At 62.5% G+C, this 26,448-nt stretch carries 25 protein-coding genes and 1 pseudogene; 9 read left to right on the top strand and 17 right to left on the bottom strand.

Going from position 1 to position 26,448, the window contains the following annotated elements:
• The first annotated feature begins 160 nt into the window (after positions 1–160).
• The 4 genes from CO664_RS21650 (at position 161) to ppk2 (ending at position 4,534) form a co-directional block, all read left to right on the top strand.
• Entirely contained in the window at positions 161–658 is a 498-nt protein-coding gene (locus tag CO664_RS21650; RefSeq protein ID WP_037421155.1) for a hypothetical protein, read from the top strand.
• Positions 659–661: 3 nt separating this feature from the next.
• Entirely contained in the window at positions 662–1,891 is a 1,230-nt protein-coding gene (locus tag CO664_RS21645; RefSeq protein WP_037421158.1) for an HlyD family secretion protein, read from the top strand.
• A gap of 16 nt (positions 1,892–1,907) precedes the next feature.
• Positions 1,908–3,608 carry a SulP family inorganic anion transporter gene (locus CO664_RS21640; RefSeq protein WP_097539860.1) on the top strand — a complete coding sequence of 567 codons (1,701 nt, stop codon included), beginning with the start codon at positions 1,908–1,910 and terminating at the stop codon, positions 3,606–3,608.
• Positions 3,609–3,679: 71 nt separating this feature from the next.
• Positions 3,680–4,534, top strand: a complete 855-nt coding sequence (gene ppk2 / locus CO664_RS21635; RefSeq protein WP_097539859.1) for a polyphosphate kinase 2 — start codon at positions 3,680–3,682, stop codon at positions 4,532–4,534.
• A 95-nt stretch (positions 4,535–4,629) separates the two neighbouring features.
• Here ppk2 and CO664_RS21630 read toward each other — a convergent pair whose 3' ends face one another.
• The 6 genes from CO664_RS21630 to arcD form a co-directional block, all read right to left on the bottom strand.
• Entirely contained in the window at positions 4,630–5,100 is a 471-nt protein-coding gene (locus CO664_RS21630) for a hypothetical protein (protein WP_037421167.1), read from the bottom strand.
• A gap of 128 nt (positions 5,101–5,228) precedes the next feature.
• The gene (locus CO664_RS21625) at positions 5,229–6,704 is read right to left on the bottom strand and encodes a Na+/H+ antiporter NhaC family protein (RefSeq protein ID WP_097539858.1); all 1,476 of its coding nucleotides are present in this window, start codon (positions 6,702–6,704) and stop codon (positions 5,229–5,231) included.
• A gap of 2 nt (positions 6,705–6,706) precedes the next feature.
• Positions 6,707–7,669: a carbamate kinase gene (gene arcC, locus CO664_RS21620; RefSeq protein WP_097526906.1), complete on the bottom strand. Its 963-nt coding sequence runs from the start codon at positions 7,667–7,669 to the stop codon at positions 6,707–6,709.
• Positions 7,670–7,671: 2 nt separating this feature from the next.
• Entirely contained in the window at positions 7,672–8,676 is a 1,005-nt protein-coding gene (locus CO664_RS21615; protein ID WP_097539857.1) for an ornithine carbamoyltransferase, read from the bottom strand.
• A gap of 37 nt (positions 8,677–8,713) precedes the next feature.
• Positions 8,714–9,943 carry an arginine deiminase gene (gene arcA, locus CO664_RS21610; RefSeq protein ID WP_097539856.1) on the bottom strand — a complete coding sequence of 410 codons (1,230 nt, stop codon included), beginning with the start codon at positions 9,941–9,943 and terminating at the stop codon, positions 8,714–8,716.
• 48 nt (positions 9,944–9,991) lie between these two features.
• Positions 9,992–11,464, bottom strand: coding sequence for an arginine-ornithine antiporter (gene arcD / locus CO664_RS21605; protein WP_050988283.1), 1,473 nt, complete (start codon positions 11,462–11,464; stop codon positions 9,992–9,994).
• A gap of 293 nt (positions 11,465–11,757) precedes the next feature.
• Here arcD and CO664_RS21600 point away from each other — a divergent pair, with 293 nt between their 5' ends.
• The 3 genes from CO664_RS21600 (at position 11,758) to CO664_RS21590 (ending at position 14,464) form a co-directional block, all read left to right on the top strand.
• Positions 11,758–12,018 carry a hypothetical protein gene (locus CO664_RS21600; RefSeq protein WP_037421181.1) on the top strand — a complete coding sequence of 87 codons (261 nt, stop codon included), beginning with the start codon at positions 11,758–11,760 and terminating at the stop codon, positions 12,016–12,018.
• Positions 12,019–12,095: 77 nt separating this feature from the next.
• Positions 12,096–13,493 (top strand): DUF3300 domain-containing protein, encoded by a 1,398-nt coding sequence (locus CO664_RS21595; RefSeq protein WP_097539855.1) that lies wholly within the window; start codon positions 12,096–12,098, stop codon positions 13,491–13,493.
• A 20-nt stretch (positions 13,494–13,513) separates the two neighbouring features.
• Positions 13,514–14,464, top strand: coding sequence for a DUF2950 domain-containing protein (locus CO664_RS21590; protein ID WP_037421198.1), 951 nt, complete (start codon positions 13,514–13,516; stop codon positions 14,462–14,464).
• 64 nt (positions 14,465–14,528) lie between these two features.
• Here the strand turns inward: CO664_RS21590 and CO664_RS21585 are convergent, their stop codons facing one another.
• The 4 genes from CO664_RS21585 to CO664_RS21570 all read right to left on the bottom strand — a co-directional run bounded on the left by CO664_RS21585 (position 14,529) and on the right by CO664_RS21570 (position 17,469).
• Positions 14,529–15,260 (bottom strand): amino acid ABC transporter ATP-binding protein, encoded by a 732-nt coding sequence (locus CO664_RS21585; RefSeq protein ID WP_037421200.1) that lies wholly within the window; start codon positions 15,258–15,260, stop codon positions 14,529–14,531.
• On the bottom strand, positions 15,241–15,900 hold the full coding sequence (locus tag CO664_RS21580; RefSeq protein ID WP_097526909.1) for an amino acid ABC transporter permease: 660 nt from the start codon (positions 15,898–15,900) through the stop codon (positions 15,241–15,243). The genes CO664_RS21585 and CO664_RS21580 overlap by 20 nt, the downstream gene beginning before the upstream one ends.
• A complete protein-coding gene (locus tag CO664_RS21575) occupies positions 15,897–16,601 on the bottom strand; it encodes an amino acid ABC transporter permease (protein ID WP_097539854.1) in 705 nt (234 codons plus the stop codon). Before CO664_RS21575 ends, CO664_RS21580 begins: the two co-directional genes overlap by 4 nt.
• A gap of 64 nt (positions 16,602–16,665) precedes the next feature.
• Positions 16,666–17,469 carry a transporter substrate-binding domain-containing protein gene (locus CO664_RS21570; RefSeq protein WP_097539853.1) on the bottom strand — a complete coding sequence of 268 codons (804 nt, stop codon included), beginning with the start codon at positions 17,467–17,469 and terminating at the stop codon, positions 16,666–16,668.
• A 278-nt stretch (positions 17,470–17,747) separates the two neighbouring features.
• Here CO664_RS21570 and CO664_RS21565 point away from each other — a divergent pair, with 278 nt between their 5' ends.
• A complete protein-coding gene (locus tag CO664_RS21565) occupies positions 17,748–18,767 on the top strand; it encodes a LacI family DNA-binding transcriptional regulator (protein WP_097539852.1) in 1,020 nt (339 codons plus the stop codon).
• Between the two features lie 42 nt (positions 18,768–18,809).
• Here the strand turns inward: CO664_RS21565 and CO664_RS21560 are convergent, their stop codons facing one another.
• The 5 genes from CO664_RS21560 to CO664_RS21540 all read right to left on the bottom strand — a co-directional run bounded on the left by CO664_RS21560 (position 18,810) and on the right by CO664_RS21540 (position 24,032).
• Positions 18,810–19,910 (bottom strand): substrate-binding domain-containing protein, encoded by a 1,101-nt coding sequence (locus tag CO664_RS21560; RefSeq protein ID WP_097539851.1) that lies wholly within the window; start codon positions 19,908–19,910, stop codon positions 18,810–18,812.
• Between the two features lie 46 nt (positions 19,911–19,956).
• Positions 19,957–21,018, bottom strand: a complete 1,062-nt coding sequence (locus CO664_RS21555; RefSeq protein WP_097539850.1) for an ABC transporter permease — start codon at positions 21,016–21,018, stop codon at positions 19,957–19,959.
• 16 nt (positions 21,019–21,034) lie between these two features.
• The gene (locus tag CO664_RS21550) at positions 21,035–22,531 is read right to left on the bottom strand and encodes a sugar ABC transporter ATP-binding protein (RefSeq protein WP_097539849.1); all 1,497 of its coding nucleotides are present in this window, start codon (positions 22,529–22,531) and stop codon (positions 21,035–21,037) included.
• 100 nt (positions 22,532–22,631) lie between these two features.
• The gene (locus CO664_RS21545) at positions 22,632–23,225 is read right to left on the bottom strand and encodes a BON domain-containing protein (protein WP_097539848.1); all 594 of its coding nucleotides are present in this window, start codon (positions 23,223–23,225) and stop codon (positions 22,632–22,634) included.
• 72 nt (positions 23,226–23,297) lie between these two features.
• On the bottom strand, positions 23,298–24,032 hold the full coding sequence (locus CO664_RS21540; protein WP_097539847.1) for a DUF1236 domain-containing protein: 735 nt from the start codon (positions 24,030–24,032) through the stop codon (positions 23,298–23,300).
• Between the two features lie 268 nt (positions 24,033–24,300).
• On the opposite strand from CO664_RS21540, the pseudogene CO664_RS21535 reads away from it, so the two are divergent.
• Positions 24,301–25,126: pseudogene (locus CO664_RS21535) on the top strand (SIR2 family protein).
• A 111-nt stretch (positions 25,127–25,237) separates the two neighbouring features.
• Here CO664_RS21535 and CO664_RS21530 read toward each other — a convergent pair.
• Positions 25,238–25,636 (bottom strand): GFA family protein, encoded by a 399-nt coding sequence (locus CO664_RS21530; protein WP_158254930.1) that lies wholly within the window; start codon positions 25,634–25,636, stop codon positions 25,238–25,240.
• 77 nt (positions 25,637–25,713) lie between these two features.
• Positions 25,714–26,418, bottom strand: a complete 705-nt coding sequence (locus CO664_RS21525; protein WP_097526918.1) for an SDR family oxidoreductase — start codon at positions 26,416–26,418, stop codon at positions 25,714–25,716.
• Positions 26,419–26,448: the final 30 nt, after the last annotated feature.

Raw genomic sequence — 26,448 nt, 5'->3', positions numbered from 1 at the left:
GGGAATATTGACTGCGATCAATGCCCAGCGGGCACATCTCGCGTATCATTATGCTTGAATAATCAAGGCCATCCGTCCCGAGCTTTCTCTATTCGTATTCGAGCGTACCGCTTTCGCGCAGCAACCGAATACATGGCCTTTCTTCAGGAGGAGCGCATAGATGGAAGAATCTTTGCATCCGGCCGCGGCTGACCATTTGCCGCCTTTCATCACCGCGCCGGGGCAGACCGACGTCCTCTTCAACGTGATGGCCGTCTTCGTCCTGCTGATGATCTTCCTTGTCGGCATTCTGTACCTCCGCCTGCACGCGCTTCCGGAGCACATGGCGCATGGTGCCAGCAAAGCGCAGTTGCAGATCGTCGGCGCCTTGGGCCTGATCGCGCTCTTCACCCACAATCATCTCTTCTGGATCGCGGCCCTGCTGCTCGCCATGATCGAGTTCCCGGATTTCTCGTCCCCGGTCAGATCGATGGCCCGTTCGCTGGCGAGGATTGCCCGTCGCGACGGGGAACTGGAAGAGGCGGAGGCAAGCCAACCCTATTCCGAGGCGGCGCCGATCGAACCCCGACCGAACAACCCGCCATCGGAGCCGCCGCAATGGGTGCCGCTCGAAATCAAGCCAGCCACGGCCGACGAAAAGGCGGAGCGGAGGGGCTGAACCATGCTCGAATTCCTGATCTGTTCGCTGCTCACCATCTTTCCGGACTTCCTGTTTCGCCGCTATGTCCAGGGCAAGCGCATCGGCCGGGAGATCAATCTTTACTCGATGTGGTTCGAGCTGCGTTACGGCATTACCGCCTGCGTGATCCTGACCGTCTCGCTGATCACGATGATCTTTTACTTCCATCCTTCGACCACCAACGTCACCGCGGTGTTCCGCACCGTTACGATCCTACCCGAATCCAACGGCCGCGTGGCGGAGGTGTTTGTCGGCACCAACGAGAAGGTGGCGTCCGGCGCGCCGCTCTTCCGCCTCGACAACAAGGAGCAGCAGGCAGCGCTCGAGACCGCACGCCGCCGCGTTGCGGAAATCGACGCCGAGATGACCGTGGCGCAGAGCGAACTTGCCTCGGCCGATGGCCTTATCGCTCAAGCCGAGGGCGCCTATCTCCAGGCGCTAAACGAACTCGAGACGCAGGTCGAACTGAACACGCGCAATCCCAATATTGTTGCTAGGCGGGAAATCGAGCGGCTGCAGGTCGCCGCGGATGGCCGCAAGGGCGGGCTTGCCGCCGCCGTCTCGAACAAGCAGACGCTGGAGACGAAGATCGCCTCGCTTCTGCCGGCGCAGAAGGCGAGCGCGGAAGCGGCACTTGCCCAGGCTCAGGTGGAACTGGACAAGACGACTGTACGTGCCGGCGTAGCCGGCACCGTGCAGCAATTTACGCTCAGGCCCGGCGACATCGTCAATCCGATGATCCGCTCGGCCGGTATCCTCGTGCCGGAGGACCGGCGCATTGGGCTAATCGCCGGCTTCGGTCAGATCGAGGCGCAGGTGATGAAAGCCGGGATGATCGCCGAGGCGACCTGCGTCGGCAAGCCGTTCACCATCATTCCGATGGTGGTCACCGAGGTTCAGGACGTCATCGCCGCCGGACAGTATCGGCCGACGGACCAGCTCGTCGACGTACAGCAGCTGGCGCGCCCCGGCACCCTGACCACCTATCTGGAGCCGCTTTATCGGGGCCAGCTTGCCGGAATCCCGCCGGGCAGCAGCTGCATCGCGAACGCCTACACCAGCAATCACGACGAATTGCATGCGCCGGGGATCAGCACGACGCGCTGGCTGTATTTGCATATCGTTGACGCGGTGGGGCTTGTGCACGCGGCCATCCTCCGCCTGCAGGCGCTGCTCTTGCCCGTCCAGACGCTGGTCCTGACGGGACATTGATGCGGAGGTGACGGGGATGCAACTCACCCTCCCTCGCCTGCCACTCATTGCCAATCTTGCTGGCTATCAGGCGAACTGGCTGCGCAGCGACCTCTCGGCCGGATTGGCGATCGCAGCGGTCGGCCTGCCGAGCGCCATCGCCTATCCGGCCATCGCCGGCCTGCCGCCGGAGACCGGCCTTTACGCAAGCATCACGCCGCTCGTCGCCTACGCCCTCTTCGGCCCGTCGCAGCGCCTGATCGTCGGGCCGGACGCGGCGACCATGACGGTGCTCGCCGCGGTGCTCACCACGGTCTACGCCACGCCCGGCGTGACCGAGGATCGGGTGACTGTCGCCGCGTTGCTGGCGCTTGCCGTTGGCGCCTTGTGCCTGATCGCACGGGTCGTGCGGCTCGGCGTGCTTGCGACGTTCCTGTCGCGCCCGATCCTGATCGGCTTTTTTGCCGGCATCTCGCTTTCGATCCTGATCGGCCAGATCGACCGGGTCACCGGCGTCGATATCGAAGCTGACGGCCTCATCGCTCCGGTCCTCGAACTGCTCGGCAAGGCCGGATCGATCCATTGGCCGTCGCTGCTGCTTGCCGCCGTGTCTTTCGCGCTGCTGCAGGCGGCACGCCTCATGCGATCGCGCATTCCCGGACCGGTGCTGGTTGTCGCGCTCGCAGTATTGGCATCGGCCCTGTTCGATTTCGAGGGGCAGGGCATCAAGGTGGTCGGAGACATCCCGCGCGAGCTGCCGTCGCTGACGCTGCCGGCGGTTTCCGGCCTCCCCTTCCAAGCGCTCCTGCTCGGCGCCGGGGCCATCTTTCTGGTGAGCTTCGGCTCAGGCATCATCGCTGCCCGCAGCTTCGGGGCCAAGGGCGGCTACCTGGTCGATCCCAATCGCGAACTCGAGGGCTTCGGTGCGGCGAACATCGCCGCCGGGCTTTTCGGGACCTTTCCCGTCACCGCTTCGGACTCGCGCACCGCAGTGAACTTCAGCGTCGGCGGCCGGTCGCAGATCGCGAGCATCGTCGCGGCGGCAGCATTGCTGGCGGTGCTCCTCTATTTCGGCGATGTCCTGCGCATCCTGCCGATCCCGACGCTCGGTGCAGTGCTGGTGGCAACCGCACTCAGCCTGATCGATATTTCCGCCTTGAAAGAGATCTGGCGCATCAGCCGCATCGAATTCGTCTTCGCGCTGATCGCCTTGTCCGGACCGATCAGCTTCGGCGTTTTGGAGGGCGTGGTGACGGCGATCGCCGCGACGCTGGTCTACGTTTTGCAGAAAACCATGTTCCCGCGCGACGCCCTGCTCGGCCGGCTTGCCGGCCATGACGGCTTCTACAAGCTCCACCGCAACCCGGCGGCGCGACCGGTGCCAGGTTTAACGCTCTTCATGGTCCAGGGCAGCCTGCTGTTCTTCAACACCGATTACGTCCAGGCGCGCCTGCGCGCGGTGATCGATACGCTGCCCGCGGACACAAGCTGGTTCGTCATGGACGCGAGCGCCATCGCCCAGATCGACAGTTCCGCAGCCGCCATGCTCGATGAGCTTTATGACGATCTCGACAGGCGCGGCATAGCACTCGCGATCGCTGAGCTGCATTTCGAAGCGCGCGCGATTCTCGAACGTGCCGGCGTGATCGCCAAGATCGGGCCCGGGATGATCTTCGAGGATCTCGATGACGCGCTTGACGCCTTCGAGAAAAGCAGTGCGGAAACGGCCGCGCAGTAGAGCTGTCCTCTACTGCGCCGGCAGGGCAGACCGTGAATTTAAGAGGCTGTGGTCAGCCTGGGAGGAGCAACATGGTCAAGAATGGCAAAAACGGAAAGAAAGGCAAGGAAAAGAACAAGGGCAGGAGGCTCGCCGAGGCGCCTGCGGTCGAGACGAGGCCGAGCGGCGACTATCCGAAGGAGCTCGCGAGATTGCAGGAGGAAATCGCCCATTTGCAGGCCTGGGTGAAGAAGACCGGAGCCCGTATCGTCGTCGTCTTCGAAGGACGCGACGCGGCGGGTAAAGGCGGGGTGATCAAACGGATCACCGAACGTGTCAGCCCGCGGGTCTTTCGCGTCGCCGCACTTCCGGCGCCGACCGACCGGGAGAAGACGCAGATCTACATGCAGCGCTATATCCAGCATCTGCCGGCGGCCGGCGAAGTCGTGATCTTCGACCGCTCCTGGTACAACAGGCCCGGCGTCGAGCGCGTCATGGGGTTCTGTTCGGAGGAAAAGGCGCGCCGCTTCCTCGAGCTCGCGCCACGCTTCGAGGCCGCCATGATCGAAAGCGGCATCGTCCTGCTCAAGTACTTTCTCGATGTCAGCGAGGAGGAGCAGGAACGCCGCTTCCGGCAGCGCATCGACGACCCGCTGCGCCAGTGGAAGCTCAGTCCGATGGATGTCGAATCCTATCGCCGTTGGTGGGACTATACGCGCGCCTATGACGAAATGATCCGCATGACCGATACGGACTATGCGCCCTGGTGGATCGTGCCGTCCAACGACAAGAAGCGCGCGCGCATCAACTGCATCTCGCATTTCCTGTCCTCTATTCCCTACGATCGGGTGAAATTTGCCGAACCTGAACTCGGCAAACGCCAGAAGCGGCCCGACGACTACGTCCCGGACAACCATATCCGCCGCACCGTGCCGAACGTGTTCTGAGGGGAGACGGCACACCGCGTCCCCTCAGCTGGCAGCAAGAGACGGCAGGTGTCTTTGACACCCGCCGTGCGCCAAATGGACTTTGAGGTTGAGGCTCAGACCTTGTCCGGAGCCCAGTTTAGAAACAGCCCGACGTCACCGGGCATGCCGCCAGGAAAGTTGATGATCATCGCCTTCAACTTGTAGCCCTGCGGCTTGCCGAAGGTCTGATAGCGTTCGAAGAATTCCTTCGCCTTGCCCTGCAGAGTTTGCGGCCAGTCGGGATCGGCGCTGTTGATCGCCCGACCGCTGTCGGTGCAGAGTTCGGACGGAAAGCTGTAGACCATCGCCTCGAACTTGCCTGCCTTGACGGCATTGGCGACGAGACGGCGCACCATGGCGATCTCTTCTTCCGTCACGTGTTTCTTCAAGAAATCGGCAGCGAAGTCAGCGTGTTTCTGCTCCTCGATCGCCTTGAGCTTCCTTTCCCTGTCCATTTCCTCCATTTCCCGTTCGAGCACCTGTTTGCGAAGCTCTTCCGCGGTTGGAGGTCTTCTATCGGCATTGAGATCCTTCTGATCCGTCATCGCTTTGCTCCACTTCAAGTCAAGACGAAGAAAGGCCAGCCTCACGCGAGGCACAAAATGTCCCATGCTTCGCACCAGGCCCACGGTCTTGCCCTCTGGCAGCCATGGAATTTCCGCCCGATGCTTACTCAAACGGGAGCCGGGCTTGTGTGCCCCGTCTCCGGCACCCTCATCCGCACCATTCGCCATCCGAGAAATCCAAATGCGATGGCGACCAAAGGATTCAGAATGTTGAAGAAGCAAAACCCGGCATAGACGGCAGTCGGAACTCCGAGAGCTGCTGCCATATACGCGCCGCAACTGTTCCACGGCACAAGGGGCGATGTCACGGTCGCCGAATCTCCCACCACTCGCGAGAGCATGACAGGTGCCATCCCGCGGTTCGCGAATGACGGCCCGAACAACCTGCCCGGCAATGCGACGGAAATATATTGATCCGACGTGACAACGTTCGAAATTATCGATGTGCCGACGACCGTCGAGATGAGGCCGGCGGCCGATTTGGTCCGCCTCACCAGTGGCTCGATCAGCCGCTTCAGCAAACCGGCATGTTCGACCACCGCGCCAAAAGCAAGGGCCGCGACGATGAGCCAGACCGTGTTCATCATGCTAGACATGCCCCCACGGGTCAGGATGAGGTCGATGGATTTCTCCCCCGTCGCGGAGACGTAGCCGTTGGCTAGCGCTGCCCAAGCACCCTTGAGCAGTGCGAGACCGAAGGGCAGATCCGGCACTGAGGCAAATGCTGCGACGCGCTCGGGATCATGCAAAACCGCGAGGACTGCACCCGCAAGAGCGCCGATGAAAATCGCCACGAAAGGTGGCAGGCGGAATAGGGAAAACAGCAGGACCAGCAACAGGGGAAGGAACGACCAGAGCGAGACGCTGAGCTTGCTGTCGATCTTTGCCAAGGCTTGCGTCGCATCGAAATCGGCCGGCTGCCCAAGGAGCCCGAAGATGAGCAGACAAACCGACAGCGTCGGTACCGACGTCCAGAGCGACTCGCGGATGTGACTGTAGATGTCCGATCCCGCCGTAGCGGTCGCCAGATTCACCGTGTCCGACAGTGGCGAGGCCTTGTCGCCGAAATAGGCGCCCGATATGACCGCTCCGGCCGTGATCGCGGGCGACAGGCCCATATTGGCGGCGACACCCATAAGCCCGATGCCGATCGTCCCTGCCACCGTCCAAGAACTGCCGATGCTGAAGGCGACCGCAGCGCATACAAGCGCGGTGGTCGCGTAGAAGTACGTCGGGCTCAGCAGCTTCAGCCCGTAATAGATCATCGCGATGATCGTGCCGCTCATCGCCCAGGTGCCGATCAGTGCCCCGACGGCGAGAAGGATGAGGATCGCCGGCAAACCGGCTGCGATGCCGTCGACAACCGCTTGGCGAATGCCTGCCCAGGGCAGGCCGTTCTTGTAGGCGACGCACGCCGCGATGATACCGCAGAAAAGCAAGGCGATCTGGTTCGGACCGGAGGATGCGTCGTCGCCAAAAAGGGAGAAGGAAAGCGATAGAAGGATCACCAGCGCGATACAGGGTATGAGTGCGTCGACCAGCGACGGCGGCCTTGCAGTGTCGTCGCGGACGATGTCATTCATGGTCAGCCCCTGACTGGCGCTGGGTCGCGCTCGTGCCAGGTCATATCCGGAAAATTCGGGTTGATAATCGTGCCCCGTTTGCCATTCAGGATTGCAGCAATGTCCTGCAGTGCCCCGATCGCGGCGGTCTTTCCGGTCTGCCTGGCGAACTCGCAGGCGGCTTCGACCTTCGGCCCCATCGAACCGGCCGGAAACGAATAGGCGCCGAGCTTGTCCGGATTGGCCTTGAAGATTGCCTTCTGATTCTCCGTTCCCCAATCGGTGAACACGGCGTCGGCGTCGGTCGCCATGATGAGCAGGTCCGCCGAAAGCTCCCGGGCAAGCAGCGCGGAGCAGAGATCCTTGTCGATAACCGCTTCGACGCCGGCGAGCGTCCGCTCCTTGTCCGGTACGTACATGGTTGGAATGCCGCCGCCGCCGGCGCAGGTCACGATGGTCCCCTTTTCGAGAAGCCAGCGGATCGGCCGGATCTCGAAAATCCGCTTGGGAACGGGAGACGGGACGACGCGACGCCATTTGTTGCCGTCCTGCTTGAAGATCCATCCCTTTTCCTGATGAACCGCCGCCGCCTCGTCAGCCTCATACACTGGCCCGACGAACTTGGTGGGGTTTTGGAAAGCCGGATCGTTGCCGTCCACCTCCACCATCGTGAGCAAAGTTGCGAACGGCACTTCAAACGGAAGCAGGTTGCCAAGCTCCTGCTCGAGCATATAGCCGATCATACCCTCCGTCTCCGCGCCAAGGACGTCGAGCGGATAGGCTTCGTCCGCCTTGTAGGCGGCGCCCTGAAGTGCAAGCAGTCCGACCTGAGGGCCGTTGCCATGCGTGATCACGAGCTGATGCTCGCCAGCGATCGGCGCTATTGCCTCGGCCGCAATCTTGATGTTGCGCCTTTGCACCTCCGCGGTCATCGGCTCTCCGCGCTTGAGGAGGGCATTGCCCCCCAATGCGATGACGACACGCATCTTCAGTCCCCCAAGGTTGCGACCAGCAGCGCCTTGATCGTGTGCATGCGATTTTCCGCCTGCTCGAAAGCGATGTTCGCCTCGGACTCGAAAACGTCGTTGGTGACTTCGAGGCCATTTTCCATTCCGTATTCGCTGGCGATCTGCTTTCCGAGGGTCGTCTCGGTGTCATGCAAGGCGGGAAGGCAATGCATGAACTTGACCTGCGGATTGCCGCTCGCCTGCATCAATCCTGCATTGACCTGGTATGGCGTAAGGAGCTGGATTCGCTCCTTCCAGACCTCCTTCGGTTCCCCCATCGACACCCAGACATCGGTATGGATGAAATCGACGCCCTCCACGGCCGCCTGCGGATCGTCGGTGATCGCCAGGCGCGCTCCCGAGCGATCCTTCAGCCTATTCGCGATGGTCTGAAATTCTTCAGACGGCCAGAGCGACTTCGGCCCGCAGATCCGCACGTCCATGCCCAGCAGGCAACCGACGATCAACAGCGAATGTCCCATGTTGGACCGCGTGTCACCGACATAGGCGTATTTGATGTCGCTGATTGGTTTGTCGCTTTGCTCACGCATCGTCATGACGTCGGCGATCATCTGAGTGGGATGATACTCATCGGTTAGGCCGTTATAGACGGGCACACCGGCATATTTGGCCAAGGTCTCAACGCCGTGCTGGGAAGCACCGCGATATTCAATTGCATCGTACATGCGTCCCAGTACGCGGGCCGTGTCCTTGAAGGACTCCTTGTGTCCAATCTGCGAGCCAGCCGGATCGAGATAGGTCACGTGCGCCCCCTGATCCGAGCAGGCCACTTCGAAGGCGCAGCGCGTCCGCGTCGAAGTCTTCTCGAAGATCAGGCAGATTTCCTTGCCCTTCAGATGCTCCTGTTCCGTGCGCGCGTATTTTGCGCGTTTCAGATCGCGCGCGAGATCAAGCAGGTAACGAAACTCGCGAGGTGTATAGTCCTGCACCGTGAGAAGCGAGCGATTGCGGAGATTGAAACTCATGATGCTGCTCCATTTGCCAATCAGGATGGGGAATTCTTCAGTGAGCCGGCTCTCTCCAGATCGGGCATGTCATGCAGTGGCCGCCGCCTCGGCCCCGACCCAATTCAGCGCCGCGGATCGTGATGACCTCGATGCCGGCCTTCCTGAGAAGCGTATTCGTGTGCGTATTGCGGTCGTAGGCAACGACCACCCCGGGCTCGAGCGCAACAACATTGTTGCCATCGTCCCATTGCTCTCGCTCCGCCTCATAGGCGTTGCCGCCGGTGGCGACGGTTCTTAGCTTCCGCAGGCCCAGAGCTTCGCTGACAACTTCGAGCATCCGACGCTCCTCGGCGCGCACCTCGAAATTGCCGTCGTCATCGACGGGGTGCATGCTGTAGCAGCGGATCTGGTCCACCACTTCGGCGAAAAGCGTCACGACGTCACGGTCGCAGAAACTGAACACCGTATCGAGATGCATCGCGGCCCGGCTCTTCGGCATCAGGCAGCCGATGACCTGGGTCGCTGCCTTGTTCCTGAACAAGGTCTTCGCCATTTGCCCGGCGGCCTGATAGGTCGTCCGCTCCCCCATCCCGACGAGCACGGTGCCGTTGCCGATCGGCATGACGTCGCCGCCCTCCATCGTCGCATTGGCAAATTGCTCGTCCGAGTCGCCCCACCAGATGTGGAAGTCGCCTCCCTTGAAGGTCGGATGGAACTTGTAGATCGCGCGCTGCACCAGTGTTTCGGCACGGCGCGCCGGCCAGAACATCGGATTGCATGTCACACCGTTATAGATCCAGCAGGATGGATCACGCTGAAAAAGCGTGTTCGGAATGGGGGGGATGACGAATTCCAGCCCCCCGAAGGCGCCAACCATCAGCTTCTTGCCCCTGCCCTCGGGGAGGTCCTCAATGGCAATTCCACCGATGAGGTAAGCGGCGAGCTGTTTCGAATCCATCTCGTCGAGCCAAGGGCGCATGGCTTCGGCAATCTGAGAGCCCAACACGTTCGGCGTGATTCGGCGATCGAGGACGAATGTGCGGGCATCCGCATCCGTAAGCGTTTCTGCCAGCAGATCATGGAGCTCGAGTACTTCGATCCCTCTTTCCTGCATCTTCAGGACAAAGTCGAAGTGATCCTTTTGAGCCTCGTGGACCCAGATGACATCATCGAACAACAGGTCGTGGCAATTGGCCGGGGTCAGTCGTTGATGCGCCAAGGATGGCCTGCACACCATCACAGTTCTGAGCTTACCGACTTCCGAATGAACACCAAAGTTGCGCATTCGCGTTTCCTCCTTGAACCGGAGTCTTTGCAACTTGACCCACCATGCTCAGAGCGGGCTTATCTTTCCGATCCACAGCAGATAGGCAGCAAGGATCGCGAGCAGGACGACCAGTCCCGCGAGCCAGATTTCGAAACCGGCGAAGGCCCGTTCACCTCGCTCCTGCCTAGCCCTCGCATAGACAAGGAGGCCGGGGGCGAACAGGATCGAGCACATCAACAGATAGCTGAGCCCGGCAGCATAGACCAACCAGATGCCATAGAGCGTTGCCAGGGCACCTATGGCGATATCCTTGCTTCGGCCGGACGCCGCCTGTTGGTAAGTCTCTCCGCTCAAAGCGAGCTTAAGCGCGTAGGCTCCGGAAAATACATAGGGCGGCAGTATGGCGACCGACGCGATGAAATAGAAGAACTGGTAGGCGCTTTTGGAAAAGAAGCTCAGAACGAGGAAAAGCTGAATCAGGATATTGGTCGCCCAAAGTGAGTTTACCGGCGAGCCGTTTTCATTGTCAGCGGCGAACCATCTCGGGAATGTTCCATCGCGGCCGCAGGTGTACGGAATTTCCGAGCAAAGCAACGTCCATGACAAGAATGCGCCGCCGACGGAGACGATCAACCCTGCATTGATCAGGGCTGCTCCCCATTGTCCGACGAGCGGCTGCAGCACCCCGGCCATTGACGGCACCTTGAGGCCGGCGAGTTCAGGCTGGCTCAATATGCCCGTCGAAAGCAAGGACACGAGGACGTAGATTCCAAGCGCTCCGATAAAACCGATTACCGTCGCCCGGCCAACGTCGGAGCGCCGGGCCGCGCGCGCCGAGTAGACGCTCGCCCCTTCTATACCAATGAAGACCCACAAGGTGACCAGCATAGTGCTTTTCACCTGCGCCATGACGCTGCCGAGGTCGGGGGCATCGAGGGCACCACCACGGCCCCAGAAGTCGAGCGTGAACCTGTCCCAATTGAACGCGACGATTGCAATCAGGACGAAAAGGAAGAGCGGCGCGAGCTTGGCGATGGTCGTCACGATGTTGACGAAGGCAGCCTGCTTGACACCTTTCAGCACGAGCCAATGAATGGCCCAGAGGCAGAACGAGGCGCCGACAATCGAAACGAGATTGTTGCCATCTTCGAACACCGGGATGAAGAAAGACAGTCCGGAAAAGATGGCCACGGCATAGGCGACATTTCCAAGGAAAGCGCTGAGCCAATATCCCCAAGCACTGATGAAGCCCACGAACGGGCCAAACCCAGCCTTGGCGTATGCATAGGGGCCGGCGTTGAGATCCGGTTTGCGGTTTGCCAGCGTCTGATAGACAAATGCGAGCATCAGCATGCCGAAACCAGTAATGATCCACCCGATGAGTATCGCCCCGGGGGCCGCGGCGCGCGACATATCAGACGGCAAATTGAAAACGCCGCCCCCGATCATCGACCCCACCACAAGCGCGGTAAGCGGCAGGAGCGTCAGCTTGTCGGAATGCGCCTCGGATTTGAAGGTGCCCTCTTGCGCTATCGTCATGTCTCCCTCCAAGTCGCATGCGGTCGTTCATGCGATTCTGCTCGTCGGGCATTGCGGCTTTGCGCGCTCGGTGAGACGCGCCCGTTCCACTTCGTCAACTTTAGGAATGGACCGTCGGCATGTCATTGATTTGAGACAAATGGCGGCTGGCCCACGTCGGTTTTCCTTCGAACCTCAGCGGTTTTGCCAGGAGGCGCAGGGGTAATTTTGTCCCCTGTTGATTGCGATCAACGACTGGCCCTCCGGTTACATAATAAAAGGAAGAATTGCCTGCACGCAGGAGGGATTTGACAATGTACAAGACTCCGACAAATCGAGCGGCGGTGATTGTCTTTTCGCTGGTGCTAGGTGCCGCGGCGCCCACGGCCGCAGACGAGTACTATGATGGCATCGACATAAACCAGCGCATCATCGACGGTCAGCGAGAGCCCATCAACAAGTATCTCCTCAAACGAAGAGACGCGGCACAAAGGCCGGATCCGGGCGCCACGGGTACAATCAACAGACCGGTAAAGCCGCCCCCGAAAAATCCTGCAACCAACGCTCAGCCATGAGCAAAGCCCGGCGCGACGGTGCACCCACCCGTCGCACCGCGCATCCGTTCGAAAGCTCTTGCCCCGGGGGTAGGAAAATGGACAAACAGCGGATTCTCGTGCTTTGCCGCGCCACGGCAGTTGCTCTGGCGCTCCTGACACCCGGCGGTCTCGTTCTGGCCCAGCAGAAGGAAACCCCTGCACCGGCTGCGCCGGCCGAGGCGGCGCCCGAGCCGCTCAGCGACGAGGAGCTCGAAGTCCTGGTCGCGCCGATCGCCCTCTATCCGGACGAGCTGGTGGCGCTGGTCTCGGCCGCCTCGCTCTATCCGCTGCAGATCGTCGAAGCCGAGCGGTTCCTCGAGGCCCGCAAGAAGAAGCCCGAGCTGAAACCGAAGGAAAGCTGGGACGGCAGCGTCATCTCGCTGCTCAACTATCCCGAGATCGTCAAGATGATGAGCGAGGATCTCGAATGGACACAGAGCTTCGGCGAGGCGATCGCCAACCAGCAGAAGGACGTGCTGATCGCCATTCAGCAGTTGCGGGACGAGGCCGTCGCCAAGGACATCATCAAGACCGACGACAAGATCAAGGTGGTCGAGGAGGGTGACAACATCATCATCCAGTCGGCGAGCCCGGAAACCATTTATGTGCCGCAGTACCCGCCGGAGATGCTCTACGAGCCGGACTATGCGCCGGTGCCGATCGACTATTATGACGAGCCCTATCCGGCCTACTGGTATCCGGGCGCCGCCTTCTTCGCCGGTGCCGTCACCGGAGCGATCTTCGGCGCCATCGTCGATTGGGACGATTGGGGTGTCTGGGGCGGCGACTGGGACGGCGACATCGACGTCGACTGCAACAAGTGCTTCAACAACATCGACTTCGACGGCAAGCTCAACTTCAACGACATCGACTGGAAGAATGTCGACCGCAGTAAGCTCAGCTTCGACCGCGACCAGCTAAACAAGTTCGACCGGACGAACATCAAGAACAACATCAAGGCCAGGGGCGACAACAACCTGCGCAACCGCGCCGCCGAGATCAACCGAAACCGGCCGCAGGCGCGACCGGGCGGCGGCGGCGGTGGGCTCAAGGATGTGCGCAAGAGCACGCTCGAGGGACTTAAGGCGCAGCCGAGACGGGAAGCGTCCGCGCGGCCCTCAACACGCCCCGGCGGCGGGCAGGCGGTGGCGAAGGCGAGAGCCGACGGCGGCAAGCCGAGCGTCAACCGGCCGAAGGGCAAGAAGTCCTCGGTGAACCGGCCGGCCGGCAAGAAGAAGATGGCCTCGAAGGCGCAGAACCGGCCAAGGAAGCCGTCGGGCCTCGGCAACGTCAATCACGGCCGGCGCGAGATGGCTTCGTCGCGGCGCGGCGGCCATAGCATGGGTGGCGGCCATCGTGGCGGCGGGCGGCCGCAAATGAGCCGCGGAGGCGGCAGGCCGCCGATGGGCCGCGGCGGGGGTGGCCGCGGTGGCGGACGCGGCGGCAGACGTTAAGCGGACGAGGGAGAACGATCATGAGCAAGCTCTTTCATTCTCTTCTTATCGGAACGGCGATCGGGGTCACGCTCGCGGTGGCATCCATCGATTTGAGCTTCGCGCAGGTGAAGCCGCCGGAAAATATCGAAGACTATGCCGCGCAGGAGGATCCGCCGGCCTTCGACGATCCGGCCAAGGCGGTGGAGGCGCTCAAATCGGCGCTTGCCGCCAATGACTTCGACGGGGTCGCCAAGCTGCTCGGCCTCGACGCGGCGAAGCTCAGGACCGGCGAAGGGGCGATGGACACCTTCGCGCAGATTCGCGAGGGCGCGGCCCGCAACATGCGAGTGCGCGATCTCGAGGGCCGCAAGATCATCGAGATCGGCGACCGGCTCTGGCCGCTGCCCTTCCCGGTCAGCAAAGGCGAGGACGGCAAATGGGCCTTCGACACCTATATCGGGCTTGAGGAGATCGTCAACCGACGCGTCGGCGAGAACGAGCTCGAGGCGATCGAGACGGTGCGCGCCTATGTCGAGGCGCAGAAGGACTATGCCAGTCGGGATCGCGACGCTGACGGCGTCCTCGAATACGCCCAGAAGCTGATCAGCACCGCCGGCCAGACCGACGGCCTCTACTGGCCGGCGGAGCAGGGCGATGGCGAGAGCCCGGTCGGTGACGCCATCAGCGAGGCGGCGCTGGAAAAGGCCAAGGCCGGCGAAGGCTATTTCGGCTATCGCTACCGCATCCTTACGTCACAAGGCGACAACATCGCCGGCGGCCGGTACGACTATGTCATCAACGACAACATGATCGCCGGCTTCGCGCTGATCGCCTGGCCGGTCCGCTATGCCGAGACGGGCGTCAAGACCTTCCTCGTCAATCAGCAGGGCATTGTCTACGAGCGCGATCTCGGGGCTAGCACCGAAGCGATCGTGCCGTTCATCGACCGTTTCAACCCGGACGACACTTGGAGCGTCGTGGCGGATTAAATGCATGTCGGCGAGAAATGCGCCGACATGCGCTTCCGGAGGGCCCCGACCGAAGCGGCAACCCTCACTTGACGTCGGATTTGACGAACTGGCGCAGTTCCGGCGTTTGCGGATCGGCGAAGAGAGCCGCTGACGGCCCCTGTTCCCAGATCTTTCCCTTGTGCATGAAGATGGTCTGAGTGGCGACGCGGCGGGCGAAACCCATTTCGTGCGTCACCAGGATCATGGTCATGCCGTCGCGGGCGAGCTGTTCCATCACCATCAGCACCTCTTCGGTGAGTTCCGGGTCGAGCGCCGAGGTCACCTCGTCGAAAAGCATCACCTTCGGCCGCATGGCGAGCGAGCGGGCGATGGCGACGCGTTGCTGCTGACCGCCGGAAAGCTGGTCCGGATAGGAATCGAACTTTTCCGACAGCCCGACGAGTTGCAGCACTTCGCGGGCAACGTCCCACGCCTTCGCCTTCGCCACGTCCTTGACGATCCGCGGCGCCAACATGATGTTCTCGCCGACCGTCAGATGCGGGAAGAGATTGTAGCTCTGGAAGACGATGCCGACATCGGTGCGCAGCTTGCGCAGCGCCTTGGCATCGCCCCCGAGCGCGTGACCGGCGATCTCGATCTTGCCCGAATTGATCTTCTCGAGCCCGTTCATGCAGCGCAGCAGCGTGCTCTTGCCCGAGCCCGAACGTCCGATCAGCGCAAAGACTTCGCCGCGCCCCACCGACAGCGACACGCCCTTGAGGACTTCGAGAGCGCCAAAGCTCTTGTGGACGTTTTCAACGACTACTTCCGGCATGAAGCCTCCTTTCCAGCAAGCGCGAGAGCTGGGACAATGGGTAACAGACGACGAAATAGAGGGCGGCCACCGCCAGGAAGACGCGGAACGGCTGGAACGTCGCATTGTTGATGAGCTGCCCGGCCCGGGCGAGTTCGACAAAGCCGATGATCGAGGTGATCGAGGTGTTCTTCACCACCTGGACGGCAAAGCCGACCGTCGGCGGCAGAGAGATGTGGATCGCCTGCGGCAGGACCACATAGCGATATTGCTGCAGCCGGGTCATGGCGAGGGATTCCGATGCCTCCCATTGCTGCTTCGGCACGGCCTGGATGCAGCCCCGCCAGATCTCCGCCAGATAGCCAGAGGCGTAGATCGTCATCGAGGCGCCTGCGGCAATGAGCGGCGGCAGTTCGAAGCCGGCGAGACTGAGGCCGTAGTAGGAGAGGAACAGGATCATCAGCACCGGGATGCCCTGGATCACCTGGATATAGGTGGCGGCGGCAAGCCGCAGCGGCTTCAGCTGCGACGTGCGGGCGAGCGCCATGGCGAAGCCGAGGAGACCGCCGCCGATCAGCGCGATCACCGTCAGCAGGAGCGTCCATTGCAGCGAAAACAGCAGAAAGCCGAACTGGTCGAGGCCGAAGGTCTTGAAGGTCATGCCTGCACCTCCGGGAGGGCCGTCATCGTTCGCCGGGCGATGCGGCGGCCGAAGAGCCACATGCCGCCAGCCGCAAGGGCGGCGCGCAGCGCCAGCGCCAGGACGAGATAGATCAGCGTCACGGCGATATAAATTTCGAAGGACCTATAGGTCTGGGATTCGACGAAAGCGGCCGAGGCGGCGAGTTCCTGGGTCGAGATCGTCGAGCAGATGCTGGAGGCCAGCATCATCAGCACGAATTGGCTGCAGAGCGCCGGATAGACCTTGGCGATCGCCGGCACGATGATGACGTGGCGGTAGATCTGGAAGCGGGTGAACCCGAGCGCCTCGCCGGCCTCGATCTGAGACTTGTGCACCGCCTCGATGCCGGCGCGGATGATCTCGGTCGAATAGGCGGCAAGATTGATCGTCATGCCGATCAGCGCGGCCGTGTCGGCCCCGACGCGCAGGCCGAGCCCCGGAAGGCCGAAATAGACGATGAACAACTGGACCAGGAAGGGCGTGTTGCGGATGATCTCGACATAAGCATCCACGAGAAAGCGGACCGCACCGCCCCAGATGGATCGGACAGAGGCAAGCAGGATGCCGGCGGCGCAGCCGAGGATGATCGACAGCACCGAAATCTTGATCGTCAGCCAGATGCCGCTGAGGAGCTGGTCGTGGTATTCGGCCAGCACGCCGAACTGAAACGTATAGGACATGAAGACTCCGTCGACGTTGAAAGATTCGCCGGATGTATCGCCGGCGAATCTTTGAGAGACGCAATCAGAAGGTCGGCAGCGCCGGCATCGGCCGGCCGGTCCACTTCGTGGCGATCTTGTCGAGATCGCCGGAGATCTTCATCAGGTAGATGGCGGTGTTGAGCCACTGGCGGATCTCATAGTCCTCCATCCGGGTCGCCATCGAATTGCCCTGCTGGAAGAAGGTGAAGCCGACCTGCAGGCCGGCATCCGGGCGCTGCTTGATGATCGCCTCGCCGACCGTCGAGGGCAGCGCGACCGCATCGACCTGTCCGGCGATCAGCGCCTGGGCGCTGGTGGAATCATCCTCGTAGACAACGATTTCCAGGCTTGGGACCGCCGCCTTGCGCAGCGCCGTTTCCTGCGACGAGCCGCCGTTGACGGCGACGCGCTTGCCTTCGAGATCGGCCAACTTGGCGAATTTCTGGTCGGCACCGGAGATGATGTCCATGTTGAAGGCGCTGTAGGGCTGGGTGAACATCACCGTCTTGGCGCGCTCGCCGGTCGGCGCCAGCGTGGCGACGAGGAAATCGACCTTGCCGGTCTGCAGCGCCGGGATTCGCGCCGGCGGCGTCAGCGGGACGAGTTCGACCGGAAGCGACAAATAGCCGGCGATCAGATTCGCCACGTCGACGTCGTAGCCGGTGGGATTGCCCTGGTCGTCGACCATGCCCATCGGCGGCGCGCCCGTCAGCACGCCGATGCGGACGGTGCCGCGCGAGATGATGTCATTGAGCGTGGCTGCTTGCGCCTCGGCGACCGAAGCGAGCCCGGCCGCGGCTATGCCGACGGCTGCCACCATTGTGCGCAGAAAATTTGAAATCGTCATGGTTTCTCCTCCACTTGGTAAATCGTCATTGCCGGACTCTGCCCGCTCCTCGCGGGCTCTCGAAGTCCGAACATCGCCCTCTTGCCGCCGGGCCTTCGCAGGCGCAGCGGCACCATCTCGCCGCGAGCGCCGATGCGACGCCCGCAGGCAAACAACTCATTCTTTCCGGCTGTTTTCCCTTGAAGGCGCCGAAGGTTATCGTTAACTTAGGCTGATGTTATCGATAACAAAGCCGCTCGTCAATCGGCGAAGCGATATTTGGCGAAAAGGAGGATCGAGTGAACCTGCGCGGAAAGGTGATCACGCTTCACGACGTGGCGGTCAGGGCCGGCGTCAGCCGGATGACCGTCTCAAAGGTGCTGCGCGGCGCCGGAAACATTTCGGCGGAAACGCGCCGGCGGGTGAAGCAAGCCGCCGACGAGCTCGGCTATCTGCCAAACCATCTTGCCGGGACGCTGAGTTCCCGCAAGAGCCGAATGGTGGCGGTGATCATTCCGTCGATCAGCGACATCGTCTTTTCGGAGGTCCTGAGCGGCATCAATGCGGCGCTTCGGCCAGAGGGCTTTCAGACCTTCATCGGCGAATCGCTGTTCGACCCGCAGACCGAAACCGAGCTCATCCGCGCCATGCTGTCGTTCCGTCCGGCCGGCCTCCTCTTGAACGGCGGCATGGCGCGGAGCGCGGAGGCGGAAAAGCTGCTAGCCCGGCGAAACTGCCCGGCGATCCAGCTTTGGGATTGCGACGCCGGGGCGTTGGATTTCAGCGCCGGCCCGTCGCACGAGGAGGCCGGACTGCTTGTGGCAAAGCATTTCCTTGAGCGCGGCCTACGCCGCATTGCCTATGTGGGCGCCGAGCTCGACAAGGATCTCTGCGCCCGCCGCCGCTATCTTTCTCTCAAGTCGGCTCTTGCCGCGGCAGGCATCGATCTCCTGAGCGTGACTTGCGACGACCGGCCACGCCAGGCCGTCACCGGACGCTTTCTGACGGAAGAGCTGATGCGGGCGCACCCCGACGTCGATGCCATCCACTTTCTCAACGACGCCATGGCGCTCGGCGGTCTTTCCTACCTGCACCAGACCGGGATTTCGGTGCCCGACCGGATTTCCGTTGTCGGCTTCAACGGCACATCGCTGGCCAACGCCGTCCGAACGCGGCTCACGACGATCGACATGGCGCGAACGGAGATCGGCGAGAAGGCGGCACAGGCGCTGCTGCAGATGATCGCGGCGAAGGAGGTGCCGGGGGCCTGGCAGGCGACGCTCAAGGTGGTGCAGGGCAATACCACCGTAGCCGCATAGCAAAAAAAGGGGCACCATTCGCGGTGCCCCAGTCCTGGGAGATTACATCTTGCCCCAGAGCTTCTTGTAATGGTTACGATAGCCGTTGTCGGGATCGAAGGTGTTCTTCGGGCCGCCGTCGAATTCGACATTGTCGGCGGTCACCACATGCAGCGGCGACAGGTAGCCCGACCATTTTTCGCCGGCGAAGGCGCGGTTCAGTTCGTCGACCAGCTGCCAGCCCTGCAGGTTGAGCGGCTCGGCAACCGTGACCTTCTGAAATTGGCCGGCGCGGATGCGCTGATAGGCGGATTCCGAACCGTCGCCGGCGGCGACGTTGATCGGCGCGTCGGTGCCGCCCTTGCCGGCGGCGGCAAGCGACGGTCCCATGAAATCGAAATAGAGGTCGTTGATCGCCAGCGAATGGGTCCATTGGGCGCCGTATTTCTGCAGGAGCGAGGTGGTCAATTGCGGCATGCGCTGCGACGTCTCCGCGATCGGCGTGTCGACATATTCGAGCACCTTGCCGCCGAGCGCTTCGATTTCGGTCTTCATCTTGTCGGCCTTGGCAATGGCGATCGCATAGGTCGAGTCGGTGAAGATCACCACGCCGGGCTTGCCCTTGGCGTCGACGAAGGCCCAGTTGGCGGCAGCCTTCGACACTTCCATCGCGTCGGTGCTGACATTGGCGAAGAGCCCGGTCTTATCGTCCGGCCCGATCACCGGCCCGGCATGCCAGGCGACGAGCGGAATGCCGGCGGCCTTGGCCTGTTCGAGGGCCGGCGCCTGCTCGACGGCGTCGAAGCCGTTGATGATGATGCCGGCCGGCTTCAGCGCCATGGCCTGGCCGAAAGCCGCCGTGCGGCCGCCGATCGAGCCGGCGCCGTCGATCACCTTTACCTCCCAGCCGATCGCGGCCGCAGCCTCCTCGACGCCGGTGGTGACGCCGAGGATGCCGCCGTTTTTGAGGTCGCCGGCGAGCACGACGATGGTCTTGCCCTCCTGAGCCTTCGGCCCCGCCGTCGGCCCGTCCCAGACGGTCACCTGGTTGGCATATTTCGTGACGATTGCCTGAGCATCGGCCATCGGATCGGCAAAGGCGACATTGGCGCCCATCAGTGCGATTGCCACCACCGTGCCTGTCATGAAAGTCCTGCGTTTCATATACCCGTCCTCCCTTGGGTTCGTTATTCGATGCAGATTTTTGAGTTCACTTCGTTCCAGCCGGCTCCGGGACGGCCGCCGACGGCTTGCGCGTCACCGTTCCCCTCCTGCGCTGCGCGTAGCCGGCGATGCCGATCGCGACGAGCAAGGTGACGCCGTTGAAGAGCGGTTCGACGAAGAACGAGCCGCCGAATTGCTGGATGCCGGAGATGCCGACGGCGAGGATGATCACGCCGATCATCGTGCCCCAGACATTGACACGGCCGGGCCTGATGGTGGTCGAGCCGAGGAAGGCCCCGACCAGTGCCGGCAGCAGATATTCGAGGCCGACGCTCGCTTGGCCGATCCTAAGCTTCGAGGCGAGCAGCACGCCGGCAAGCGCGGCGAGCGTGCCGGAGGAGACGAAGGCGCCGATGACGAAGCGGCGCACCGGAATGCCGTTCAGCGCCGCCGCCTTTGGGTTCGCACCGATCGCGTAGACATAGCGGCCGATCGGCAGATATTCGAGCACCAGCCACAGCGCCAGCGCCAGGACGAGCACATAGAAGCCGGTGATCGGCAGGCCGAGCAGCATCGTCCCGTTCATGGAATAGAAGCCCTCCGGCAGGACGCCGACGACCTGTCGGCCGCCGGTGTGCCAGAGCGCCAGCGCATAGAGGATGGTTCCGGTGCCGAGCGTGGCGATGAAGGAGTCGATCCGCGCCACCTCGACGAGCAGGCCGTTGAGGAAACCGGTCAGCGCGCCGAGCAGCAGCACGATGACGACGGCGACCGGCCAGGGCACGCCGAACATCGTCTGCAGGCTGATTGCCAGGATGTGCCAGAGGACGATGCCGTAGCCGACCGTCAGGTCGATGCGGCCGGAGGCCATCGGGATCATCGCCGCCAGCGACAGGATCGCGATGATCGCCTTGTCGGAGATGATCGAGCGGACATTGAGCACCGTCGGAAAGGTCTGCGGCAGGAGCAGCGAGAACAGCACGATCAGCAGCAGCGTCAAGATGACGAGGCCATAGACCGGCAGGAAGCGGATCAGCTTCTGCGCCAGGCTGAGGCCGGCAAGCTCGCCTCTTGTCGGTTCAAGAGCGGTGGATTCAATCGACTGCATTTTCTTCTCCCTGAACTCAGGCGGCTTCGGAGGCCGAGGCGGCGGCGATCACCGCCGAGGTCGTCAGTTCTTCGCCCTTCAGCTCCCGGACGATGCGTCCGCGCGAGAAGACCAGGGCGCGATGGCAGATATGGGCGATTTCCTCGAAATCGGTCGAAACCACGACGACCGCGAGCCCAGCCTCGAGGGCGCGAGCGATCAGCCGGTAGATGTCGGCCTTGGCGCCGACATCTACGCCCGCCGTCGGATCTTCGGCGACGAGCAGCTTGCGGCCGGTCGCGAGCCAGCGCCCGACCACGACCTTCTGCTGATTGCCGCCGGACAGCGCCTCAATCGGCAAGCTTTGGTCGTTCGGCCTCAGCCCGACGCTGTCGCCGATCGCTTTCGCCAGGGCGGCCTCCTTGGCGGGGGCGAGAACCGAAAGCAGCCCCCGGCCCGAGGCCCCAGGATTGAGAAAGGTGTTCTCGCGCAGCGACAGCGACATGGCGACCGATTCCTCCGTGCGGTCGCGGGCAATCAGCCCGACGCCGGAGCGCATAGCCGCCACCGGGCTCGTCAGATCGGGGGTCTCGCCGCCGATCGTCACCGTTCCCGAAAAGGGCTGGCAGCCGAACAGCGCGCGGCCGACCAGTTCCTGGCCCGCGCCGCGCAGGCCGACGAGGCCGATGAGTTCGCCCTTCAACACATCGAAGGAGACCGGCCCGACGCCCTGGCAGGCGAGCTGCCGGACGCTGACCACCGCTTCGCCCGGCCGGCTCTCCGCCTTGACGAAGAGCTGGTCGGCCTTGCGTCCGACGATCATCTCGATGAGCTCGTCCGGCGTCGTCTGGGCAACCGGCTTCTGGCCGACGAGGCGGCCGTCGCGCAGCACCGCGACCCGGTCGGCGATGCGGAAGATCTCGTCGAGCCGATGCGAGACGTAGATCATCGCGACGCCGCGCTCCTTCAGGGGCCGGATGGCATCGAAGAGCCGCTCCACTTCGTCGGCCGGAAGGCTCGCCGTCGGTTCGTCGAGCACCAGCACGTCCGCCTCCACAGCCAAGGCGCGGGCGATCGCCACCAGCGATTTTTCCGTGCGGGTCAGGGATTGGATGCGCGTCGAGGGATCGAAATCGCAGCCGACGAGACGCAGCGCCTCGCGTGCCCGCTCCTCCGTTCGGCGCCAGTCGATCAGCCGCGTCCGCATCGAGAAGCCCTGCGCCAGACCGACATTCTCGGCGACCGTCATCCATTCGATGAGGCCGAGGTCCTGATGGATGAAGGCTACTGGCTGGCGCTTGTTCGGCTTCGGCGGCTGGTTGACATAGGGCTCGCCGCGGAACCGGATTTCGCCGCCATCCGGCCGGTAGATGCCGGCGAGCGTCTTGATCAGCGTCGACTTGCCGGCGCCGTTCTCTCCGAGAAGCGCGAGGATTTCGCCAGCTTCGAGATCGAGCGAGACCTGGGTGAGCGCCTTGGTGCCGCCGAACTCCTTGGTGATGGAGCGGAACTCCAGCAGCTTTTGCCCATCCATGCGCTCCTCCCAAAGCCAATTGAGGCGGAGCTTATGTTATCGATAACATGATGGTCAAGAGGGATATTGAGGGAACGCGACATGCGGTGCGGGCCGGAGATCATGACACGCCGGCGCGTCTCACCCTTATGTTGTTCTGCACATAAGAAACGCCGGAAACGGCTTCGGCGCAGTCCTCCGCCTGCCATTTGTCTTTTCGGCTGGAAACGAACCCGCCGAGGGTCACCTCGCCGCTCGAAACCGAGACTTCGATGTCGGAAGGGTCGAGCCATGGATCTTCGGTCAGCCGGTCGTTGACGTCTTCCGCGATCCGCGCATCTGGTCGCTTGTAGCCGCGGGGGCCCTTTCCCCGGAAGCTCCCCACTTCATAGTGGGTCCTGCGGCCGCCGGGCCAGCCCTCCTGACCGGAACGGTCCCGGAAGGGCGGCACGTTCTCATAGGGGTCGAAGGAACCGAGTTCCTCGATGCGGTGCGCCAGATCTCGACCCGAGAGGCCATAGGGATCGCCTCCGCCGCGGTCCGAGCGTCGCAACGCGTCCGCGAACCATTCGCCGTTGTAGCGCCGGTCGCCGCGGCGACCCCGCCGCTCCTCGTCAGATCCCCTCTCGCGGAACGATCCGCCATGCCATGCATAGTCGCGCCGCGGCTCGGGGCGGGCCGGAATTCGTCTCTGGTCCTGCCAATTGTCTTTCATCCACCCTCCTCCATCCTTCCCTGGAAGGGATGCCCGCTGGTCGATCCGGCGAGCATCGATATGTGCCGATTGCTACGCCAGGATGATGACGATCTTCAGCGACGAGGGTTCGACGATGACGATCCGGCCGTCCGCCAGGACGAAGAACAGATAGCCCTCGTATCTCGGCACAATCTTGACGATGCGCGCCGGAACCGGCTTCAGCTTGACCTTGACGGTTTCCGGAACGGCGACGCCGACGGATACGTCGAAGTCGAGGTCGATGGGCTCGACCTTTTCTTCCTTGATGATCTGGGTGATCTCGGTCTTCTGCTCCACCGTCACGTTGACATCCGTGGACGAGCCGGAGGCCTGACCCTCCTGGGTTTTCTGCTGCTCACCTCCGCCGGACTGCTGCTGCTGCTCGGTCTCGCCCTCGGCCGGCTTCTGCTCGGTGCCGGACTGGGAGGCGCCGCCCTCGGTCTCTTGCTGCTGATCGGAGCTGTCCTGGCCTTGCTGCTGCTGTTGTTGCTGCTGCGTGTCGGTTTCCGTTTGCTGCTGCTGGTCGGTGCCGCCCTGCTCGGGCTGCGCCTGCTGCTCGCCCGACTGGCCCTGCTGGCCCTCGCCGGTCGCTTCGCCGCCCTGTTGGGTCGCTCCACCCTCAGCATCGGGTTGCTGGCCCTGTTCGGCGCCGCCCTGCGGACATTCCGTGCCCTCCGGGCACGTGGTCGTTTGCCCCTGCGCCGGCTGCTCTGTCTGCGCGAGCGCCGGCCCGTATGCGACGCCCAGGCTCAAGGCAAGAGCGCTCTTGATAAGAATGCCTTTCATCGACTGTTCTCCAGATTCACAGTCCCTTCCGCTGGCCAACCGCGAGGCGAAAAGTTTGTTCCCTGGAGGTTCTTGCCCGGCCGGCGTTTGCCCTAATCCATAAGGAGTAAGCCATGACACTTCGTTCCCGAACCGTTGCTCTGCTGTTCGTACTTACTTCAGCCATTGATTGTGGAGGCGACGGGCGGCGTAGAAGCGCGGCTTCGCCCGATGGAACAACTTGCCGCGGACCGGGTTGAAGGCTGCCGGACGGAAGGCGGGAGTGAAAATGAAGGAGCATCTGGAGGCCATTGCCTCGGCGTTGAACGGGCGGCATGCGGTGTTGTTCGTGGGCGCCGGCGTGTCGATGAGCGTCGGCTTGCCATCCTGGAGACGCTGATCGAACATATGCTGGATGACCTCCATCTCGACTGCTCCGTGATGAACGATCAGGACGTCACCTATCAAACGATTGCCGAGTGTTACCGGCTGGACCATGGGAATATAGATGCACTCTGCACATGGATGCGTGAGAATTGGCACGTCTCTCCAGAAAGCATCAGGAAATCCGACTTGCATCGGCTGATTGTCAGCCTCGATTTCCCGATCATCTACACCACCAACTACGACAGCAATCTCGAGGTGGCCTACGAGGTCCACGGCAAGCCCATCCTAAGGTCAGCCACGCGAGAGACATGGCCACCGCTCCTGCGGGGGTGACTCAGATCATCAAATATCACGGCGACTTCGACGATGTCGAAACGCTCGTCCTGACCGAGACCGACTATTTCGACCGGCTGTCCTTCGACTCGCCGCTCGATGTGCGCTTCCGCAGTGATGCCCTCGGGGCGACGGTGCTCTTCATCGGATACAGCATGTCGGATCTCAATATCAGGCTGCTCCTGCACCGAATCTGGAGCACCTGGCGGGGATCCGGCTATGAGAGAGATCGGCCGCGATCGTACGTCTTCATGTATAAGCCCAATCCGGTGCAGAAGGCGGTCCTGAGCCATTGGGGCGTAACGGTGCTCGACGGAGAAGGGTCAAACCCGCAGGAGGCGCTGCTTGCTTTCATTCGCGCCCTTTGCTCGGAGGCGGGCTGTCGTGAAGACTAGGCGCTCGACCTTGTGGATGGAGCCAATGTTTGGGCATGATTACGGGCGTGCCGACGCCGTTGGCAGACAAAGGCCAAAAACTCGGCGCGCGTTAGACTCGCGAGCGCACTGTCAGGTGGGACCCGGTAGCTCTGGCAAGGCGTCCGGCACCCGATCCCAAGGAGCATGGCTGTGCGGAAAGAATGACCAGGTCGGCTTGAACACCGAGGGATCGTCGAGCGTGCCCGCGTAGATGTTTACGAAGTCGGGAATTACCTCGGGCGTGCTGAAGAGAAGACTACCACAGGTGGGGCAAAAGTGGCGGACCGTCATCTTTCCGCTCCCTCCGGGAGCCGCGTAGCCTCTTGTCTCGCCGCTAATCGTTACCCTCTCGCGTGGCATGCTCATCGCCGGGACATGGCCCGAACCGGAAGCCCTTTGGCAATCCCGACAATAGCAGACCAATGAACAATCCGGATCACCCTCGCACTCGTAGCGCACGGCACCGCACAAACAGCCACCTGCTATCATCACCATCTCCTGGATCGCGCCGGACTCCCTCGAGAGCCGAAATCCCAATTCTGGCTCTTACGTCAGGATCACTCGATCTACACCGAGCGGGTAAGCCCGCCATCCACCCGGATATTCTGGCCTGTGATATAGCTGGCGCCCTCGGAAGCAAGGAAGGCGACGGTGGCGGCGATCTCTTCGCTCGTGCCGTAGCGCTTCATCGGCACGCTGTCGCGGCGGGCATCGGTCGCCGGCAGGCTGTCGATCCACCCCGGCAGAATGTTGTTCATGCGGATATTGTCCTTGGCATAGCTGTCCGCATAGATCTTCGTATAGGCGGCGAGCCCGGCGCGGAAGACCGCGGAGGTCGGAAACATCTCCGAGGGCTCAAAGGCCCAAGCCGTCGAGATGTTAATGATCGAGCCGCAGCCCTGGCCCTGCATGATCGGCGTCACCAGCCGCACGGCGCGGATGACGTTCATCAGGTACGTGTCGAGGCCCCTGTGCCAATCCTCGTCGCTGATTTCGATAATCGGCGCGCGCGGCCCGTGACCGGCGCTGTTGACGAGCACATCGATACGCCCCCAGGTCGAGAAGGCAAGATCAACGAGCGTCTTCAGGTCCTCGTTCGACTGGTTCGAGCCGGTTACCCCGACGCCGCCAAGTTCATTGGCGAGCGCCTCACCCTTGCCGGAGGAGGACAGAACTGCGACCTTATAGCCGTCCGCAGCCAGTCGCCGCGCCGCCGCCGCCCCCATGCCGCTGCCGCCTGCCGTTACAAGCGCCACTTTTTCCTGTGCCATGTGCTGTCCTTTCGCCTGTCGATTCGGCTG

The organism is Sinorhizobium sp. NG07B (assembly GCF_002532005.1).
GTDB lineage: Bacteria > Pseudomonadota > Alphaproteobacteria > Rhizobiales > Rhizobiaceae > Sinorhizobium > Sinorhizobium fredii_C.
This window is presented reverse-complemented; position numbering and strand designations above follow the sequence as displayed.

Excerpts from the sequence above, each read along its gene's own strand:
- CO664_RS21650 (WP_037421155.1), top strand. The coding sequence starts at position 161 with ATGGAAGAATCTTTGCATCCGGCCGCGGCTGACCATTTGCCGCCTTTC.
- CO664_RS21645 (WP_037421158.1), top strand. The coding sequence starts at position 662 with ATGCTCGAATTCCTGATCTGTTCGCTGCTCACCATCTTTCCGGACTTC.
- CO664_RS21640 (WP_097539860.1), top strand. The coding sequence starts at position 1,908 with ATGCAACTCACCCTCCCTCGCCTGCCACTCATTGCCAATCTTGCTGGC.
- ppk2 (WP_097539859.1), top strand. The coding sequence starts at position 3,680 with ATGGTCAAGAATGGCAAAAACGGAAAGAAAGGCAAGGAAAAGAACAAG.
- CO664_RS21630 (WP_037421167.1), bottom strand. The coding sequence starts at position 5,100 with ATGACGGATCAGAAGGATCTCAATGCCGATAGAAGACCTCCAACCGCG.
- CO664_RS21625 (WP_097539858.1), bottom strand. The coding sequence starts at position 6,704 with ATGAATGACATCGTCCGCGACGACACTGCAAGGCCGCCGTCGCTGGTC.
- arcC (WP_097526906.1), bottom strand. The coding sequence starts at position 7,669 with ATGCGTGTCGTCATCGCATTGGGGGGCAATGCCCTCCTCAAGCGCGGA.
- CO664_RS21615 (WP_097539857.1), bottom strand. The coding sequence starts at position 8,676 with ATGAGTTTCAATCTCCGCAATCGCTCGCTTCTCACGGTGCAGGACTAT.
- arcA (WP_097539856.1), bottom strand. The coding sequence starts at position 9,943 with ATGCGCAACTTTGGTGTTCATTCGGAAGTCGGTAAGCTCAGAACTGTG.
- arcD (WP_050988283.1), bottom strand. The coding sequence starts at position 11,464 with ATGACGATAGCGCAAGAGGGCACCTTCAAATCCGAGGCGCATTCCGAC.
- CO664_RS21600 (WP_037421181.1), top strand. The coding sequence starts at position 11,758 with ATGTACAAGACTCCGACAAATCGAGCGGCGGTGATTGTCTTTTCGCTG.
- CO664_RS21595 (WP_097539855.1), top strand. The coding sequence starts at position 12,096 with ATGGACAAACAGCGGATTCTCGTGCTTTGCCGCGCCACGGCAGTTGCT.
- CO664_RS21590 (WP_037421198.1), top strand. The coding sequence starts at position 13,514 with ATGAGCAAGCTCTTTCATTCTCTTCTTATCGGAACGGCGATCGGGGTC.
- CO664_RS21585 (WP_037421200.1), bottom strand. The coding sequence starts at position 15,260 with ATGCCGGAAGTAGTCGTTGAAAACGTCCACAAGAGCTTTGGCGCTCTC.
- CO664_RS21580 (WP_097526909.1), bottom strand. The coding sequence starts at position 15,900 with ATGACCTTCAAGACCTTCGGCCTCGACCAGTTCGGCTTTCTGCTGTTT.
- CO664_RS21575 (WP_097539854.1), bottom strand. The coding sequence starts at position 16,601 with ATGTCCTATACGTTTCAGTTCGGCGTGCTGGCCGAATACCACGACCAG.
- CO664_RS21570 (WP_097539853.1), bottom strand. The coding sequence starts at position 17,469 with ATGACGATTTCAAATTTTCTGCGCACAATGGTGGCAGCCGTCGGCATA.
- CO664_RS21560 (WP_097539851.1), bottom strand. The coding sequence starts at position 19,910 with ATGAAACGCAGGACTTTCATGACAGGCACGGTGGTGGCAATCGCACTG.
- CO664_RS21555 (WP_097539850.1), bottom strand. The coding sequence starts at position 21,018 with ATGCAGTCGATTGAATCCACCGCTCTTGAACCGACAAGAGGCGAGCTT.
- CO664_RS21550 (WP_097539849.1), bottom strand. The coding sequence starts at position 22,531 with ATGGATGGGCAAAAGCTGCTGGAGTTCCGCTCCATCACCAAGGAGTTC.
- CO664_RS21545 (WP_097539848.1), bottom strand. The coding sequence starts at position 23,225 with ATGAAAGACAATTGGCAGGACCAGAGACGAATTCCGGCCCGCCCCGAG.
- CO664_RS21540 (WP_097539847.1), bottom strand. The coding sequence starts at position 24,032 with ATGAAAGGCATTCTTATCAAGAGCGCTCTTGCCTTGAGCCTGGGCGTC.
- CO664_RS21530 (WP_158254930.1), bottom strand. The coding sequence starts at position 25,636 with ATGATAGCAGGTGGCTGTTTGTGCGGTGCCGTGCGCTACGAGTGCGAG.
- CO664_RS21525 (WP_097526918.1), bottom strand. The coding sequence starts at position 26,418 with ATGGCACAGGAAAAAGTGGCGCTTGTAACGGCAGGCGGCAGCGGCATG.